Here is a 17,887-nt window from a genome sequence, read left to right on the forward strand (position 1 = left end):
TGGTTTGCATTAACAGCCGCACGCTCTTGCGATTACAGGGGTTTGATGTGAAAAGCTTCGATGTGAAAAAACTGACCGTCTCCCACAATAAAATTTCCCGCTGGGTGCCCCTGGCCCTGGCGCTTGCTGTCAGTGCCGGGCTGCCTGCGGCTTATGCTAACGACGGTATCCATATCCGCGCCCAGCCTTTGGGGGCGGCATTGAGCCAACTGGGTCAGCAAACGTCCCTGCAAGTGTTCTTCAACCCCGACATGGTCGCCGGCAAGCAAGCGCCTGCGGTGGACGGCAACCTCTCGCCCGAACAAGCCCTGCGCCAGTTGCTGCAAGGCAGCGGCCTGGATTACCAGATCGACGCCGGTTCAGTGACCCTGCGCCCGCAAAGCAACGGCACCGGTGAAGCCGGCTCGCCGCTGGAACTGGGCGTCACCGATATCAAAGTGGTCGGCAACTGGCTGGGCGATGCTAACGCCGAAGTGGTGCAGAACCACCCGGGCGCACGTACGGTCATCCGCCGCGAAGCCATGGTGGAGCAGGGCGCGATGAACGTGGGCGATGTGTTGCGCCGCGTCCCTGGCGTACAGGTGCAGGAATCCAACGGCACCGGTGGCAGCGATATTTCACTCAACGTGGGCGTGCGCGGCCTGACCTCGCGCCTGTCGCCACGCTCCACCGTACTGATCGACGGCGTGCCGGCGGCCTTCGCACCGTATGGCCAGCCTCAACTGTCGATGGCGCCGATTTCCGCCGGCAACCTGGACAGCATCGATGTGGTGCGTGGCGCCGGTTCCGTGCGTTATGGGCCGCAGAACGTCGGCGGTGTGATCAACTTCGTGACCCGCGCTATCCCCGAGACATTCTCCGGTGAGGTCGGCACCACCCTGCAAACCTCCGCCCACGGCGGCTGGAAGCACATCGAAAACGCCTTTATCGGCGGCACGGCGGATAACGGTATCGGCGCGGCGTTGCTGTATTCCGGGGTCAAGGGCGATGGCTATCGCAACAGCAACAACTCCAACGACATTGACGACGTGATCTTCAAGACCCACTGGGCACCGACCGATCAAGACGACTTCTCGCTGAACTTCCACTACTACGACGCCAGTGCCGATATGCCGGGCGGCCTGACCCAGAAGCAGTTCAGCGCCAACCCGTACCAATCGGTGCGTGACTGGGACAGTTTCAGCGGGCGCCGCAAGGATGTGTCCTTCAAGTACATCCGCCAGATCGACGACCGTACCCAGGCCGAAGTGCTGACCTACTACTCCGACAGTTTCCGTGGCAGCAATATCGCCAACCGCGACCTCAAGACTCTCAGTTCTTATCCGCGCACCTACTACACCTTCGGTATCGAGCCGCGGGTGTCACATGTATTCGACGTGGGGCCGAGCACCCAGGAAGTCAGCGTCGGTTATCGCTACCTTAAAGAAGGCATGCACGAGCAGGCCACCAGCCTGAACCTGGTCAACAATGTGCCGACGCCGGGCGGCCAGAGTGACGGTCACGTCTATCAGGACCGTACCGGTGGCACTGAGGCCAACGCCTTCTATATCGATAACAAGATTGATATTGGCAAGTGGACCATCACGCCGGGTATTCGCTTCGAAGACATTCGTACCGAATGGCATGACCGCCCGGTAGTGGCCTTGAATGGCACCCGCACCCAGGAAAAACGCCGCGAGGTCAATAACAACGAACCGCTGCCGGCCCTGAGCGTGATGTACCACGTCTCGGATGCCTGGAAAGTGTTCGCCAACTACGAAACCTCCTTCGGCAGCCTGCAGTACTTCCAGCTCGGGCAGGGCGGTAACGGCGACCAGACGGCCAACGGCCTGAACCCGGAAAAAGCCAAGACCTACGAGGTCGGTACGCGCTACAACGACAGTGTGTGGGGCGGCGAAGTGACGTTGTTCTACATCGACTTCTCGGATGAGTTGCAATACGTCAGCAACGACGTGGGCTGGACAAACCTGGGGGCGACCAAGCACCAGGGTATTGAAGCCTCGGCCCACTATGACCTGTCGAACCTCGACCCGAGCCTGGACGGCCTGACCGCCAACGCTGGTTTCACCTACACCAAGGCCACCTCTGAAGGCGATGTGCCGTTCAAGGGCCGCGACCTGCCGCTGTATTCGCGTGAAGTGGCGACTGTGGGCCTGCGTTACGACATCAACCACTGGACCCATAACCTGGACGTCTATGCCCAGTCCAGGCAACGTGCGCCAGGCACCGGCACCACCTACATCACCCAAGGCACCGCCGATGGTCAGTACGGCGACATCCCGGGTTATGTCTCGGTCAACGTGCGCAGCGGGTATGACTTTGGTGCGCAACTGTCGAACTTGAAACTGGGTGTGGGCGTGAAAAACGTCTTTGACCAACAGCACTACACACGCTCCAGTGACAACAATTCCGGGTTGTACCTGGGCGAGCCACGTACGTTCTTCGTACAGGCGAGTGTCGGGTTCTGATCTGCCGTTGATAGGAAAAATCGCAGCCTAAGGGCTGCGATTTTTTTTGCCTGTTTCCTACGCCGGTTCACGCGATTTTCTGCTTGATCAGGAACCTATTCCGACAGATACGCCACACAGGAGGCAAACCTGGTCGGCTTCCACATAAGCGGGCAGCGACAGGTTGATAATCGTACCCCTTGCCCTGGAGGCACTTATGTCGGTATCGAATACCACTGTTTCTGTATCAATTTCATCCAGTGCGGACACCCGCGGCCGCGCCCCGGCCTGTGGCGCGGAACCTCGCTTTCGCCGCGCCGCCAGGCATTGCAGAACGCGCCGACTGTTCGTGCGAACACAACCCCGCCGGGCCCGAGCTTTACCGATAGCCAACTAGCGAGCGAGTTTCAGAAACACTTTGGCGAATTGCACGACTTTTTACAGGACGGCCGTCTGACGCTGTCATCCCTGCGCAAGATTGCGGCTCAACCGCTGGGGGGCGATTAACGTGCGCGACAGCATCATTCTGGTGGCCAGGGAAATTATCAGTCGCCCGCTACTGAACGATTCGATCATTGATGGCGACGGGTACATCACCCGCGACAGCCTGGGCGCAGCCGCATCAGCCTTGCGCGGTAACAGCTCCCCCGGCGCCTTCAGCCAGGATCCTTTCCATGGCCTGGGCAATGCCGACGTGGTTCAGGCCCTGCAAGGCTACTTCAAGCAATTGAGGGATAAGCCCAAGGACCGCACGGTTTTTTTTGAAACCTTTGAGTACGTGCATATTGCACTGCTCAGAACCGTGATGAATGACCCCGACGACACTGACTCAAATGGCATGCCCATTTTGGAACCGTCCACTGGGCTACCCAAGAAAAAGTACAGCGAACACTGTGTGTACACGGCAAAAAACACCATTGAACGCCCAGGTTTATTGCGTTCGTTAGAGCGCGCCAACAACATGCGCTTGTTAGGTCGCCCCAAGCATGAGGGATGGCTTTGCAATCGAAGCCTGGAGCGCTGGCTGGAACAGCATGAGGTGCACAAGGCCAGGTAACGCCTGGCCTTGTGCAGCAGCGGTTTACACTTTGAGAATTTTACCGCTGATGGCCACACCAGCCAGCAACATCGCAATCAGTACAAAGGCGGTGCTCAAACTGCTGCCGTGGGCGATAAAGCCGATCACCGCAGGGCCTGCGAGAATACCGGCATAACCCAGGGTGGTGATGGCCGGCACCGCAATATGCTCCGGCATAACTGTTTGCTTACCTACCGCGGTGTACAGCACCGGCACGATATTCGAACAACCGGCGCCTACCAAGGCATACCCCAGTAGCGCGGTTTCCCAAGCGGGGAAGAGTGTGGCGAGTAACATGCCGGCGGTGGCCAGCGCGCCGCCAATTACAATCACCCGGGTGGCGCCCAGGCGTCGAACAATCGCATCACCGGTCAGGCGGCCTGCGGTCATGGTCAAGGCAAAGGCCGCGTAGCCAAGCCCGGCGTAAGCCTCATCGAGACCCCGCTCGGCGCTGAGGAATACTGCGCTCCAATCCAGCACGGCGCCTTCGGCCAGAAACACGATGAAGCACAGGCAGCCGATAAACAGCACCACGCCGTGAGGCACGGCAAATGCCGGGCCCGAGCTTTCACTGCCGTAGGGCAACAGGTGTGGCCCGGCCTTGAGCAGCGCGGCCGCCATGATGACAATCACCACCAGGGTCGCCTGCAACGGCGACAGGCCCAACCCCAGCAGCCCGGAAACACCTGCCGCGCCGACGATGCCGCCCAGGCTGAACAAACCGTGGAAGCCCGACATCATGGTTTTGCCGCTGGCACGCTCCACAATCACCGCTTGCAGGTTGACCGTCGAATCCACGGTGCCTAGGCCTGCACCAAACAGAAACAAGCCTGCCATCAGCAGCGGGATCGAACTGACCGTGGCGAGCATCGGCAGTGCCAGGCAGATCATGATCGTGCCGGCAGTCAGCACACGTCGGCAGCCAAAGCGTGATGCCAAGGCACCCGCCACTGGCATCGCGATGATCGACCCCACCCCCAGGCACAACAGCAACAGGCCAAGCGTGCCCTCATTGAGTTGCGCGCGCGCTTTGGCGTACGGCACTAGCGGTGCCCAAGCGGCGATACCGAAGCCGGCGATGAAAAAAGCGATACGGGTCGACATTTGCTCCAGCCGCCCGGGAACCACGGGCGCTGGGGTGGGGATGGCAGTCATGAAAAATCCTTGGTTTTGCGTTCAACGAACGATGTCCGGCGCGACATCCTTGCACATCAGGCCTTGTCGAGCGAGCCAGGTTCCCTGCGGATTGCGGATTGCGCTTGGGATAACGACTTTTATTTTTACAAACTCGGAACGCTCTGCACGAAGTCGCCACACATAAGCGTATCGAACGTGCGGGATGTGGCCTGGAAGGTGCGTAATCCTGGTGAGAATTGCTGAACCCCGGGGTTCTTGCACTGGATTACCACCTTCCAGGCCACCTCCCACAGGTTGGCGGTTCTGTAATACGCTGCCGTTCCAGTGTGTAGGCAATTGGATGGGCGAGCCGATGAAGGTTTTGAAACGGGTGGCAAAATGACCTTGTTCTACGACGCGCGGGGCAATATCTACGGCGTGGTCAGCCCGGCGTATCTGCGTAACCAAGGTGTTGACGTGCCCGAGCACACGGGCCTGGCCGCGAGTACTCGCAAGGCTTGGACACCGTCGGCTATCGCCGCCGAATGTGGGTGGGGCGCCTTGCCCCATGCGGCCGATGCCAAGGCACACCGCTGCGATGGTTTGTTGGTCGGGCCATTTCAGGCCGCGCCGCCGTTTGACGTGCTGATCGTCAATACGGATGGCTCACTCGCCGAACGCAGCGGCAACGGCTTGACCATTTTTGCCCAGGCGCTGACCGATCAAGGCTTGATGACTCAGGGCTGTGAATTGCGCGTCCATCACGACAACGTGCACACGGCGTCACCGCTTGCGACCTATGTGGAACCTGCGGTCAACGAACAGGTTGCGGGCTTCTGGCTGGCCCTGGGGCAGCCGGCGTTCGGGCCATCTGCAGTGGCGGCTTGCGGTATTGAGCCGATCACTATGGGGCATCGAGAATTCAGCCATGTCGCTGCGCTGGCTGCGATCAACCCGCAATGGGCGCACAGCCAGTTTGTCCGTGTCGGTAACCCCCACTGCGTGACGCTCGTGGAGCACGCAGGGGCATTACCTGACAATCAGTCGATGCATCAGAGCGCATTGTTTGACCCTTTGCAGGCGATTGCCTTTGCGCCACCGGTGGGGCGCGGCCAACCCTGTGTGGCTGGCGTCAACCTGCAATGGGCCGCAAGGTCTTCGGGCAATCGGGTGATTGCGCGAGTGTTTGAGCGGGGCGAGGGGCCAACTGCGTCCTCCGGGACCAGTGCCAGTGCTGTGGCATGCGCGGCATGGCGGGCCGGTTGGGTTGAGGCTGGAGAAGTGGCCGTGGTCATGCCAGGTGGCACTGCGCCGGTACGGTTGCAGGGTCAGGCTGAAATATTGCTGAGCGTCAGTTTGTTCGGGACTGCACAGCGGCAAACCTGAATGTTGGTGTGCGGCTGATATCTTGAATAAGTGTCGGCTGTTTCCTTATCAACTAGTTAAGTTTGTAAAGTTGATGTGGGAAGTTTCTTGTTGTGGAAATGTGTTTAATTGATCGTTTGTCTTGTTTTGTAAAAGACACTTCCTCCCAAGTCGTACGAAACTTCTTTTTTGTTTTTTTCGGCGCCGCAATTCGCCTGTAATCGCTAAGCTTTAGGGCGTTCAGGTGCTTTTTTCCAGCAGTTAAATCGGTATCCGATGGGAGAAAGCCTTTCAATCAAATCATTGATGATGGGTAACTTGCGGATGGTTGATGCGTTTGTTTCTTCACGTTTTAAATTGATACTTCCACAAGTGAACAACGACTTTCAGGTGTTGGCCTTCAAAGGCAGCGAGTCCCTGGACCAGCCTTATTTCATTGAGTTGCAATTAGTCAGCGAAAACCCTTCCCTGGACCTGGAGGCGCTGCTCCACCAGCCTGCCTATCTAGACGTTGGCGAAACGGATGCGGGCCTGCATGGGCAGGTCTACGCCATTGGCCGGGATGACCCCGGCGCCCGGCTGACCCGCTATCACCTCACCCTGGCACCCCGCCTGGCGTGCCTTGCCCATCGGCGTGACCAGCGTATCTTCCAGCAACGCAGCGTGCCGCAGATCATCGTCGCGGTACTCGAACACCATGGCATCTTTGCCGACGCCTATGCCTTCGAACTTGGCCCTGTGGTCTATCCGCCGCGCACGTTCTGTGTGCAATACGCGGAAAGCGACCTGCACTTTATCCAACGGCTGTGCGAAGAGGAGGGCATTCACTACCACTTTCGCCACAGCCCGAATAATCATTTGCTGGTGTTTGGTGATGATCAAACGGTGTTTCGACGCTTGCCTGTGCAGCAATACTGCGCGGTGGGCGACCTGGCGGCTGAAACAAGAGCGATCCGGCGTTTCGACGTGCGCCTGGAAACCCGCAGCCGCCAAACGGTGCGCCGCGATCATGACTTCGAACATCCGTCGTTGCGCCTGCAACAAAAGGCCAGTGCTGCAGCGTTGCAAACCCTTGAAGATTACCGTTGCCCCGCCGATTTTACCGGCCACGCACGTGGCAAGCAACTGGCACGTCGGGGGTTGGAACGCCATCTGAGCGATCGCCATCGTGCATTGGGTAAAAGTGATCAACCGGCGTTAAGCAGCGGCTACTTTCTAGAGCTGCGTGATCACCCGGACCCTGCCTGCAACGACCTGTGGTTGATCACGTCGGTGCGTCATGAGGGGTATCAACCGCAAGTGCTGGAGGAGGCCGTGCTTGAGGCTGACGTATTCCAAGGCTATCGCAATCGATTCACCGCTACGCCATGGCGTGCAGCGCATCGACCGCCCCTCAAACATCCCAAACCGACGATCAGCGGCAGCCAGACGGCCACGGTGACAGGGCCGGAAGGCGAGGAGGTGCATTGCGATGCCTACGGTCGGGTGAAGGTCCGTTTTCACTGGGACCGGCTGGACAAAACCGACGATAAAAGCAGTTGCTGGGTCCGAGTGGCTTCCGGCTGGGCAGGCGATGGCTTCGGCGCGATGCTGATCCCTCGGGTGGGCATGGAGGTGCTGGTGACCTTTCTGGACGGCGACCCCGACCAGCCCTTGATCAACGGCTGCCTGCCCAATGCGTTGCACATGCCAGCTTATCCTTTGCCACAACACAAGACGCGCAGCGTGTTGCGCAGTTGCAGCGCCCTGGGCGGCGGCGGGGCCAACGAGCTGCACCTTGAAGACCGTCGCGGCGAGGAGCTTATCTACCTGCGCGCCCAACGGGACCTGGAGCAGCAGGTGGGGCATGACAGCCGCCTGGAAGTGGCCGGAGAGCGCCGTGAAATCATTCGTGGGGCAAGCACGGTTCGCCTGGAAAGCGAAGAGCACCATCACACCACGGGTAATCGCAACGTGGTGCTCCAAGCGAATGATCGCCTGGATGTGCAAGGTAACAGTGAGACCCGTGTGGGGCGCACGCTGGTCATCGAAGCCGGGCAACAGGTTTATCTCAAGGCCGGTGCCAGCCTGGTCATCGATGCAGGCGCACAATTGAGTTTGCAGGCCGGGGGAGAGCACCTGATGATCCAGGCGGGTGGGGTGTTCAGCAGTCGGCCCATCACTGTCGGCGGCGCCCCGCCTGCAAGCGTGTCGGCGAACCCGTTTTCTGCAGCGGGTGGCCCGAAGTTTACAGCGGCGCAGGGCGCTATCATGGATACGGCCCGGCAGTTAGGTGCCGACTACTGCCCAGTGTGTGAGCAATGCCGTGAAGGTCGGTGTGACATCCCAAGGAGGGCTGCATGATGGAGCGCATGCCCAGCCTGTGGATGGCCCGACAGCAACAGGCGGGGCGCCGCCTTTGTTTGATCCTTGAGGGAAACAATGACGCCCGCGAGCCGTTGTTGGCGGCTCGTAATGTTTCGCAGTACTGCTTTCTCTACGGTGAAACGGCCGTGGCCGAGCTGGCAACTCTTGGCCCGGTGATCCTGCTGCTGGAGCAGGTAGGGGAACCCGCGCTGGTTCAATTGCTACAACAGCCGCAGGCGAATTGGGGCTGGCTGGGCAGCCTGCCCGATGATGACCTGGCCGGAGTGGCTCGACACTGGCGCGAGCGAATGTTGGTAGGGCCCGCAGGCAGCCAGGCGCTGTATCGCTTTCACGATAACCGTACCGTGGCCCGCGCTTTAGCCCACCTGCCGATCGAACGTTGGCCGGTGTTTCTCGGGCCACTGATCAACGTGTACTACTGGCATGAGGGCCACTGGTGCGAGGGCGAAAACCCTGCCCCCGGTGAGTACCCGACGCCTGTGCCCGCGCCCTGGCTGAACACGCCCAACCCCCAGGCCGACGCCATCCTGCACGCCAATATCCTGCGCTACCTGCTGACCGAGCACGGCGAGGGCTTGGCCGCCTTGGTCGAATTTCAGGAGCCCAGAATCTGGCTGGCCCAGGTGCTGGAACAAGCACGCGGCTGGCAATGGCGTGGGCCGCAGCAACTTGAATTCCTGGTGGTTCGCAGGTTGGAGGAGGCGACGCGAAGCAGTGTGATCCAGTGGCAGCCGCTGCAAGAGGAGGCGCCTGGCGATCATTTTGAGCGAGTGTCGCAGCAGTGGCGCACGTTGAGGAGTAAGCATGAGTAAGCGACTGCGTGGCGCCTTGATTGCGCTTGTAACGGGATGGCTTTCGGGGTGTGCACTGGTGCCGTCGGGGCCGGTGAATCACTTTACGCTGGAGGTGGACTTGCCGGCGCAATTCAGATTTGTAGGCGCGGCTTACTATGAACCCGCCAGGTACCAAATGTGCAAGTTGCCACAGCGTCGAGGCAACAGGCCTGAACGCAAGATCATTATTGCTGAATACAAACCCGTGGCTGGAAGGATGAGTTATGACCTGCCGTTGACTCAAACCATTGAGGGGTGCCCTACGAGAGTCTGAGGATGTGGCGGGGATGCCGGATTCGGGCGTACAGGAATTACCTGGGCAATGTATGTGGTTTTTTCGGACGGTGGGGCGGTCGCATGCGATCAGGAAACTGCTGGAATGCAAAGCATTGGACGCAATGGGACAGCGGCAAAAAGTCCGGGCGGGTGGGCTTGTACAGCGCGAGCTGCTACCCGGAAAGACACTCAGGCTGGTGCTGGCATTTACAGACGAGGAGGCGCCGGCTTTTGACCGACGGTGGATAGCTGTACCAGGCGGCTGGAAACGCTGCCGGGGGGAAAGTTATGAGGATACGCGGGGCATTTGCGACAGCGATACAACAGACTTTAAACCCATAATAATGCCGGATGGACGCTCTTGTGATGTCTATCCCACGTGTAAATAACAAGGGAACTGGTTCATGAAACAGGAAGCATGGAAGCAACCTTTTTTTAGTAGCAAGATGCCTGCTTGCGCGTTGAAAGGGCACTGGGCAAGCTTTTGTCTGGTTGATGAAGCGGGCTGTGGGAAGGCGTACGGCGGGCTCGCGTACAGCATCTGCGACAGTACAGGCCAGCAGTACAACGGAAGGCTGACGGGGGAGGGATTTGCCAAGCTGCAAGGGTTTTACTGCGGTCCCGTCGTGCTTGCTTTGGAAGGGCTGTATTCTGGGAAAGAGGAGCCGTATTTTGAATTGAGTACGCGCCAGACTTACAGATTACCTATCACCGAACTCCAAATTCGCGCTGAACAAACCCGCTTTGTTGCGGCTGATGGTCAGCGCATTGAGGGTAACCCCGCACAGCGGCAAGCGGATCGGTTTTATCAGGTTGAAGTACGCGACTTGGTCCGACATGTTGCCCACTTGCCGCCCTTGGCGCCCCGGATCTTCGCACCTGCGGCACGCGATAGGGAATTTGTTTGCGGAAAAACTCTCGGGGTATCAGGAAGCCTGGAAGGTCGACGGTAAACAGGTTCAACGCTTTTATCCGCTCTATGAGGAAGTCGCCTACTCACAGCGCTTTGAAATTGTGCCCTTCGATCCGGAGTTGTATTCGCAGAACCGTACGCAGCTTGGAGCGAAACAGGAGCATCCTGCTCTCGTGCACTTTTTCGACGATAAAAATTTCGGCACTGATACGCAGGCATTTATTACTCACCACGATGAAGTCATCCTGATTGCTGTGCGAGGCACCGCCAGTGGCGCTGACGCACTGCGAGACGCAAACGCTCACCAAGTGCCGTTTGCCGATGGCGTAGGTAAAGCCCATGAAGGCTTCTATCTGGCCTATCGAGCGATGCGCGAATTTGTCTTGCAATACCTCGATAAATTTCACGACCGCCAACGCATTATCATTTGTGGGCACAGCCTTGGTGGCGCCATCGCCTTGCTACTGGCAGAAGGGCTGCGTCGAGTCTCCAGCGCCCACTACAACATTCTTCTCTACACCTACGGTGCGCCTCGCGGCGCCGACACCGAGTTCACCGAAGGCGCCTCATCCCTGGTCCACCACCGCATCGTCAACCACAACGACCCGGTCCCCAGTGTTCCCGCCACATGGATGAACACCACCGCCAAACTCTGGGTTCCTGGGGCCGTGATATTGTTCAGTGCCCCAGCGTCGGGCGGCTTGTTATTCGCCGCCGGGCTGGTGCGCGTCGTTGGCAATCCTTACCAGCATCATGGTGAACAACAGCACTTCATGCCGATCACGCTTCCGGATGGCACGCACTCCTCGGTGTTATGGCGGCCCGCGTGTGAGTCCATCCTGGAGGCCGGCTGTAATCGGGCGCTGCAACTGCAGGGCGACATGCCCGACCGCGCCAACCTGCTGAAACAACTGTTTCAGGCCAGCCAACACTCCATGACCGCCAGCTATATTCCAGCAGCCTGGGCCACATTTCGTCGCTGGCAACAAACCGTGGATAGGCAAGGGCCTTTGGTCACGCCAAGAGAGTTCGAGTTACTGGACCATGCGCTCGAAACCATGACTCAACAACTGCGCGACAAAAACCGCGAGCTTGATCGCCGCCGCCCTTCAAACCAGCGCGGATATGGGCACGAACATAACCAGGCGTTGAATGCTGAAATCGATCGGTTGCGCACCAGTCGCCAGCGCCTGGAAACCCTACGCTGGCGACGTCTGGAAGCGCGCGACGTATACGGCAGTCACGCGTCCTCCAGCTATTTGCAACCCAGCCTGAAGCGCTGGTTCAGCCACCACGAAAACCGTGTGCTGGCGCAAGTTGCCAGTATTCCTTCACCGACTCATAACGGCCCAGGGCGTGCGCAACCGTTGGACCTCGATTCGATTGTCTGAAACGGCGCCTATAAAAACGCCACCTGCGCCGGTTGCCGTTTCATCAGCACCTTGCCATTGCGGATCGAGTACAGCGGCAGGCCTTGGCTGCGGATCACCTCGTAGTCGCTGTCGGCCGACAAGATCAACAGGTTGGCCGGGCGCCCAGGTTCCAGGCCATAACGCTCACCCAGGGCCATGGCTTTGGCGCTGTTGTCGGTGACCAGGTCCAGGGCGCTTTGCAGGTTGCGGTAGCCGAGCATGTGGCAGATGTGCAAACCGGCCTCCAGCACACGCAGAATGTTGCCGTTACCGAGGGGGTACCAGGGATCGACAATGGAGTCCTGGCCGAAGCACACGTTCATGCCGGCTTCGAGCAGTTCGTTGACGCGGGTCACGCCGCGGCGTTTCGGGAAACTGTCGAAACGCCCTTGCAGGTGGATGCTTTCGGTGGGGCAGGAGACGAAGCTGATGCCCGAGTGCCCCAACAGGCGGAACAGTTTGGCGCAGTAGGCATTGTCGTAAGAGCCCATGGCCGTGGTGTGGCTGGCGGTCACGCGCGCGCCCATGTCACGGCTGCGGGCCTCTTCGGCGAGCACTTCGAGAAACCGCGAGTGCGGGTCATCGGTTTCGTCGCAGTGCACGTCCACCAGGCAGCCGGTGCGTTCGGCCAGGTCCATGAGGAACTTCACGGAACTCACGCCTTGGTCGCGGGTGTATTCAAAGTGGGGAATGCCACCTACCACGTCGGCACCCAGGCGGATGGCTTCTTCCATCAGTTCGCGGCCATTGCGGTAGGACTCGATGCCTTCCTGGGGAAACGCGACGATTTGCAGGTCGATCAGGTGCGAGCTTTCTTCGCGCACATCGAGCATGGCTTTGAGCGCTGTGAGGTCGGGGTCGGTGACGTCGACGTGGGTGCGCACATGTTGGATGCCGTGGGCGGCCAGGGCCTGGATGGTTTTCTTGGCGCGGGTCTTGGTGTCCTCTTGAGTGATGGTGGCTTTACGCTCGCCCCAGCACTCGATGCCCTCGAACAGCGTGCCGCTCATGTTCCAGCGCGGCTCGCCGGCGGTCAGGGTGGCGTCGAGGTGAATATGCGGCTCAACAAAAGGCGGTATGACCAGGTTGCCGGCGGCGTCCAAGTCGCCGGCCGTTAAAGCAGGCACCCGCGTTTGTGGGGTGATGCTGGCGATCCGGCCGTGTTCCAGGTGCAGATCATGCAGGCCTTCACGGTTGCGCAGGCGGGCGTTGATGATATGCATGGGCAAGTTCCTCTTGGCTAAAGACAGTCAGGCAGATAGCCGCCAGATCATCAGGGCGATGCCGATGTCCAGGCGGTCATATGAGTTGTCCAGCGTCAGCCAGCCGCAGGCTCATACCGGGGCGTCAGCCAGCGGCGCACGTACGCGCAGTACTAATGTCAGCACTATGTAGGTCAGCGACGCAGCCACAATCCCCACCAACGGCGCTACCCACGGCGAGTGGAACGCCAGCACGGTGCCCACCGCATAGGCCACCAGCCCAGGCCAATTGAAGGCGGGCAGGCGTGTCTCGGCCAGGCGCGGGTACTGGCCGCGATAGCGGTAGAAGAAGTCGGCCATGATCACCCCGCCGATTGGCGGGATCACCGTGCCCAGCAGAATCAGGTAGGGCACCAGCATGTCGTACATGCCGAGCAGCGCCAGCAGGGTGCCGATCACTGCACCGGCGAGCGTCACGGTCTTGCGGCGTTTAGTGCGTAGCAGGTTGCAGCCGGCGACGGCGAAGTTATAGATGGTGTTGTCCTGGGTGCTCCAGATATTGAGCAGCAACATGGCCATTGCCGCCATGGCGAAGCCTTGCACCAGCAACACTTCGACCACGTCCGGTTGTTGATAGACGATGGCGCCATACGCCCCGATCAGCACCATCAAGCCATTGCCGACAAAAAATCCAATCAGGCTGGCCAGCACCGCGACCTTGGCCGAGCGGGAGAATCGCGTCCAGTTGGTGGCCTGGGTCGCGCCGCTGACAAAGGTGCCGAACACCAGGGTGATCGCGGTGGACAAGTCCAGTTCAGCCGTGGGCACCACCGCCAGCAGGCCATCCAGGCCGCCGACTTTAACGGTGGCGACCCACATCGACACAAACAGCAAAATGCCCATGGCCGGCACTGCGATGTAGGACAGGATCTCCAGCCCGCGATACCCCACATACGCGGTGGCGCAGAACACCATGCCGAACAGCACCATCAACCCCAGCACGCTGCCTTGGCTCAGCTCGAAGTACTTGCCCAGCACCACCGCGGCGGTGGCGGTGCCCCAGGCGTACCAGCCGATCTGGGTGAAGCCGAGGATCAAGTCACTGAGCTTGCTGCCCACTTCGCCAAAGCAGAAGCGGCCCATCAACACCGAATTCAAGCCACTCTTGAAGGCGATGTAACCCAGGCCAGCGGCGTAGATGCCCAGCAGTAGGTTACCCAAGGCCACGACGCCGAGCATGTCGGTGAAACTGAACGCTACGCCCAGCTTGCCGCCGGCAAACATGGTCGCGGTAAAAAACGTAAACCCCAGCAGCACCATGGCGGTGGACGCCAAGCCTTTGCGCGCATGCATCGGCACTTCGCTGAGGGGGTAATCGTTGCCAGGTTCTTGCTGCGTCATGTGCCTTGCTCCCTGAATGAGTGACGCAGGCTTATTGCACCGCGCGTGCCAAATCAGCAGCAGTGGCGCGGGGTGAATGGCCGGAAGGGGTGGTCTTTGTGCCCAGTCGGGCACGAAAGCGGTGCGCCAGTGATACAAATTGGATCAGTCGAACAGCGTCTGGGTGGTCTCGCCGCGATGAAACGCAAACGCAGCCTGCAGATCACTTTCGATGGTGCGCCCACGGGACAGGGGCGGCAGCTCATCCAAAGCAAAAAAGCCCACGTCTGTGGTTTCGAATCCGGCCATCGGTGCCAGCTGATCCACGCGTTCACACAGGAAGTACAACTTGTAGAAGTCCCGCACATCCGGGCGGTACAAACCCTTGGCCTTGTGCGTGACGCTGTACAGCGCCCGCGCAGTAACGTTCAGCCCGGCTTCCTCGCGAATCTCCTTGACGATGTTTTGCGCCGCCGACAAACCAATATCGGCGTAGCCACCCGGCAGCGCCCAACAGCCATCGGTCAGCTCACGCACCAGCAGAATGCGCTCGCCCTCGATCACCGCGCCGCGCACATCGATCATGGGCGTCGAATAGCGCTTGGCGAAATCCGGCACCAGCCCGGTGATACGTTCCAGCGGCACATCCGCCAGTTGCGCCAGCATGCTATGGGCAATCTCGGCGATTTCCTCAAGGCGTTCGCGCTCAAAGGCGTCGGTGCAAAAATGCAGCCCCGTGGACGCCAATGCCTGCAGGCGCTTGGCCTGGGCCAGCCAGATAGTTTCCATGGGCTTCTCCTAGAGGCGTTTGGTCATGTACGCGCGGCGCAGGCCATGCTCTTGCGCGCGATGGGTTTCGACATAGCCGCGGCGGGTGTACAGCGTGATGTTTTCGGTCATGGTTTCATGGGTGTACAGGCGGATCGCTTCGTAGCCCGCGTCGATCGCCTGTTGCTGCGCAAAGCCCATCAACAGCCGCCCGAAATCAGGGGCGACGGCCCGGCAGTGGCGGGGCGTATTGAAGGGCGCATCCACGCGTGCTTGTTTTGGTGGGGAGCCACGACTGTAAGGTAGGCGGCCATAAAAAAACCACCGCAAGTTGCTGCGCAAAGCCCATCAACAGCCGCCCGAAATCAGGGGCGACGGCCCGGCAGTGGCGGGGCGTATTGAAGGGCGCATCCACGCGTGCTTGTTTTGGTGGGGAGCCACGACTGTAAGGTAGGCGGCCATAAAAAAACCACCGCAAGGGTGGTTTTTTTACCGCAGCGGCTTACTCGCCGCGATAAATGCAACCGCTGGTGCAGGTCTCATGGATGCGAATCGCGCTGAGTTCCGGCAGCAGAGGTTTCAGCTCAGTCCAGATCCACTTGGCCAGCACTTCGCTGGTCGGGTTTTCCAGGCCTGGGATGTCGTTGAGGTAGTTGTGGTCGAGGCGTTCATAGAGCGGCTTGAAAATCGCCTTGATCTCCGAGAAGTCGCGAATCCAGCCGGTATGGGGATCCAGGTCGCCGCTCAGGTGGATTGCCACCTTGAACGAATGCCCATGCAGGCGCCCGCATTTGTGGCCTTCCGGTACGTGGGGCAGGCGGTGGGCGGACTCGAAGGTAAACTCTTTGAAGATTTCCACGGTGTGACCTGTAGGGCTTGTGTTGCGTGGCTTTGGGAGTATTGTCAGTTGATGGTGTACTGATCAATGTACTGATTGGTCGTTGCTGGGCGCTGTTGAGGTCATCCATTCAGCGATTGCCGACTGGCGCCAAGCGACCGAATTGGGGCCTATTCTAACCTGTTTTGGGAATGTGCCCTCCCTGATCCGCCGATAAACCGTATTGCGGCCCAGGCCTGTGGTGTAAAGCACCTCGTCGAGGCGCAGGAAACGATCAATTTTCTCTGCTGCTGCCATGTTGATACTCCGTGCCGCGGGCGGCGTGAGTCAATGAGCCGCGCTGGGCGGCAGAAGGTGGGGTGGGTTATGCGGACCGACGTCCGTACGCGGTGATACTCAAGTGTTTAGGTTTTATGGGGTTTTTGGAGGGTTCTGAGACGGGAGGGTTTTCGGCGGGAGGCTACCGTGGAATCTTTGAAGATTTCCACAGTATTTTCAGCTCGGTCAGGTATCTGGCAGGCGGCGAGTTTAGCAGTTTGATCCCTCGCCGGGCATACCGCCCCTCTGCAAGAGGCCTGTGTCGCGTCAAAGTGGCTGCAAACGCTCACCCAGGCCGCCGTTATCGGCCAATTGCAGGAACTCATCGCCCAAGCGTTGGCTCTCGCTCATCGCGGCCTGCCAGTACTTGTTGCGGCTCGGGTCATCGCCCATGAAACGCTTGAAGTCGCTGCGGTCCGGCAACTTGCCGTAGGGCAGGCGCGCCAGGTAGTCCTTGGATGGCGCGAGCAGCAACACATCCTGCAGACCCTGTTGATTGCTGCGCCGCCACGGCAGGCCTTTGTCGAACCAGCCGGGGATAACCCGGTCGGTGAAGTGCGGGTACAGCACGATGTCGTCGCCGTGGTAGGGCAGGTCGAGGTGATAGTCCAGCAGGCCACCGTCGCGGTAGGTGCCGGCGCCTGCGCCGGGCAGGTCACGCACGCCTTGCATAACCATCGGGATCGAGCCGGATGCCAGCAGTGCCTGGCGCAGGTTGCCCAGCTCCAGCGCGAGGAAACGCGAAGGGAAATCCTTGAGCGGATGCACCGGTGGCGCCTGGCGTGGGTCGTGGATGATCAGCCGCTCGAAATGCCGCGACAGCCGCGCGCGACCGCGCAGGTTGTCGGCAATCACCGACGACAGGCCCAGGCCGAGCCGCCCACGGTGGTCATCGGCGAGCAGGCCGTGGCTTTTGACCACCATGATGTTCAGGCGATAGTCGGGGTTGTCCAGCACCCGCGCATCGCGGCCGGCGAACAGGTCATCGAGCATGCGCTGGCAGCTATGACTGACCTCGGCCATGCTCACGCCTTTGGCAAAACGCTGTTCGTTGTACAAGCGGCCAAGGTCGAGCAGGCCTTGCACTGGGTCGGGCAGGCAGGCGCTGGCAAACCGCCAGGAGCCGATGGAGGCGCCGATCAGCGCACGTTCGCGTGGCGCACGCGGCAACCAATCGCCGAACAGCGCCAGGTCAAGGCCCTGGATGCCCAGCGCCTTGGGGCCACCGGCGGCGCCGGGAAGAATGCCGACATCCGCAGGCGCCAGGCCTTGTTCGCGAATGCGCGTGAAGGCGCGTTTGCCGGCCTTGAGCGTCAAGGCGGGGAATTTGATGTGGATGGCTGTCATACCGGTCTCTTTTGAAGCGAGCGGGGCAGTATAGAAAAACTCGCAGCGTGATAGGTGAAGAAGAGCGCGAGGAAATTGCCATGGTGGCAATTCAGTTTCAGTTAAGTTGCAGCGGGTACGGTGGCCTGCGTAGGAAAAACATCCTGAAACGGAGACTTATCATGAAGCGCCTCACAGCGCTGGTCGCCGCCGGTATCATCGCCTTCTCGGCGGCACAGGCCCAAGCA

The 17,887-nt window shown here is 60.0% G+C and carries 12 protein-coding genes and 3 pseudogenes; 7 read left to right on the forward strand and 8 right to left on the reverse strand.

Annotated elements, in window-relative coordinates:
- The first annotated feature begins 62 nt into the window (after window positions 1-62).
- Window positions 63-2,468, forward strand: coding sequence for a TonB-dependent siderophore receptor (locus GJU48_RS09150; RefSeq protein ID WP_094951228.1), 2,406 nt, complete (start codon window positions 63-65; stop codon window positions 2,466-2,468).
- Between the two features lie 487 nt (window positions 2,469-2,955).
- Complete coding sequence (locus GJU48_RS09155) at window positions 2,956-3,504, forward strand: type III secretion effector protein (protein WP_094951219.1); 549 nt, start codon at window positions 2,956-2,958, stop codon at window positions 3,502-3,504.
- A 24-nt stretch (window positions 3,505-3,528) separates the two neighbouring features.
- On the opposite strand, the gene GJU48_RS09160 is transcribed toward GJU48_RS09155, so the two are convergent.
- The gene (locus tag GJU48_RS09160; RefSeq protein ID WP_094951220.1) at window positions 3,529-4,680 is read right to left on the reverse strand and encodes an MFS transporter; all 1,152 of its coding nucleotides are present in this window, start codon (window positions 4,678-4,680) and stop codon (window positions 3,529-3,531) included.
- Between the two features lie 360 nt (window positions 4,681-5,040).
- Between GJU48_RS09160 and GJU48_RS09165 the strand changes: the two genes are divergently transcribed.
- The 5 genes and pseudogenes from GJU48_RS09165 (at window position 5,041) to GJU48_RS09180 (ending at window position 11,786) form a co-directional block, all read left to right on the forward strand.
- The gene (locus tag GJU48_RS09165; protein ID WP_094951229.1) at window positions 5,041-6,027 is read left to right on the forward strand and encodes a diaminopimelate epimerase; all 987 of its coding nucleotides are present in this window, start codon (window positions 5,041-5,043) and stop codon (window positions 6,025-6,027) included.
- Window positions 6,028-6,330: 303 nt separating this feature from the next.
- Entirely contained in the window at window positions 6,331-8,349 is a 2,019-nt protein-coding gene (tssI, locus tag GJU48_RS09170) for a type VI secretion system tip protein TssI/VgrG (protein WP_094951230.1), read from the forward strand.
- On the forward strand, window positions 8,349-9,185 hold the full coding sequence (locus GJU48_RS09175) for a DUF4123 domain-containing protein (protein WP_094951231.1): 837 nt from the start codon (window positions 8,349-8,351) through the stop codon (window positions 9,183-9,185). Before tssI ends, GJU48_RS09175 begins: the two co-directional genes overlap by 1 nt.
- Window positions 9,178-9,871, forward strand: a pseudogene (locus GJU48_RS25115) (hypothetical protein). Before GJU48_RS09175 ends, GJU48_RS25115 begins: the two are co-directional and overlap by 8 nt.
- A gap of 15 nt (window positions 9,872-9,886) precedes the next feature.
- Window positions 9,887-11,786, forward strand: a pseudogene (locus tag GJU48_RS09180) (lipase family protein).
- Between the two features lie 8 nt (window positions 11,787-11,794).
- On the opposite strand, the gene codA reads toward GJU48_RS09180, so the two are convergent.
- From codA to GJU48_RS09215, 7 genes and pseudogenes are all read right to left on the reverse strand, one after another.
- Window positions 11,795-13,030: a cytosine deaminase gene (gene codA / locus GJU48_RS09185; RefSeq protein WP_094951223.1), complete on the reverse strand. Its 1,236-nt coding sequence runs from the start codon at window positions 13,028-13,030 to the stop codon at window positions 11,795-11,797.
- Between the two features lie 111 nt (window positions 13,031-13,141).
- A complete protein-coding gene (gene codB / locus GJU48_RS09190) occupies window positions 13,142-14,410 on the reverse strand; it encodes a cytosine permease (protein WP_094951225.1) in 1,269 nt (422 codons plus the stop codon).
- A 144-nt stretch (window positions 14,411-14,554) separates the two neighbouring features.
- Window positions 14,555-15,178 (reverse strand): NUDIX hydrolase, encoded by a 624-nt coding sequence (locus GJU48_RS09195; protein ID WP_094951226.1) that lies wholly within the window; start codon window positions 15,176-15,178, stop codon window positions 14,555-14,557.
- A gap of 9 nt (window positions 15,179-15,187) precedes the next feature.
- Window positions 15,188-15,373: pseudogene (locus GJU48_RS09200) on the reverse strand (GNAT family N-acetyltransferase); the annotation flags it as partial.
- A 286-nt stretch (window positions 15,374-15,659) separates the two neighbouring features.
- Window positions 15,660-16,016: a 6-carboxytetrahydropterin synthase QueD gene (queD, locus tag GJU48_RS09205; protein WP_003237990.1), complete on the reverse strand. Its 357-nt coding sequence runs from the start codon at window positions 16,014-16,016 to the stop codon at window positions 15,660-15,662.
- Between the two features lie 63 nt (window positions 16,017-16,079).
- Window positions 16,080-16,292 (reverse strand): helix-turn-helix transcriptional regulator, encoded by a 213-nt coding sequence (locus GJU48_RS09210; protein ID WP_094951227.1) that lies wholly within the window; start codon window positions 16,290-16,292, stop codon window positions 16,080-16,082.
- Between the two features lie 288 nt (window positions 16,293-16,580).
- On the reverse strand, window positions 16,581-17,660 hold the full coding sequence (locus tag GJU48_RS09215; protein WP_094953706.1) for a patatin-like phospholipase domain-containing protein: 1,080 nt from the start codon (window positions 17,658-17,660) through the stop codon (window positions 16,581-16,583).
- Between the last annotated feature and the right edge of the window lie 227 nt (window positions 17,661-17,887).

This window comes from Pseudomonas sp. IB20, assembly GCF_009707325.1.
Classification (GTDB): domain Bacteria; phylum Pseudomonadota; class Gammaproteobacteria; order Pseudomonadales; family Pseudomonadaceae; genus Aquipseudomonas.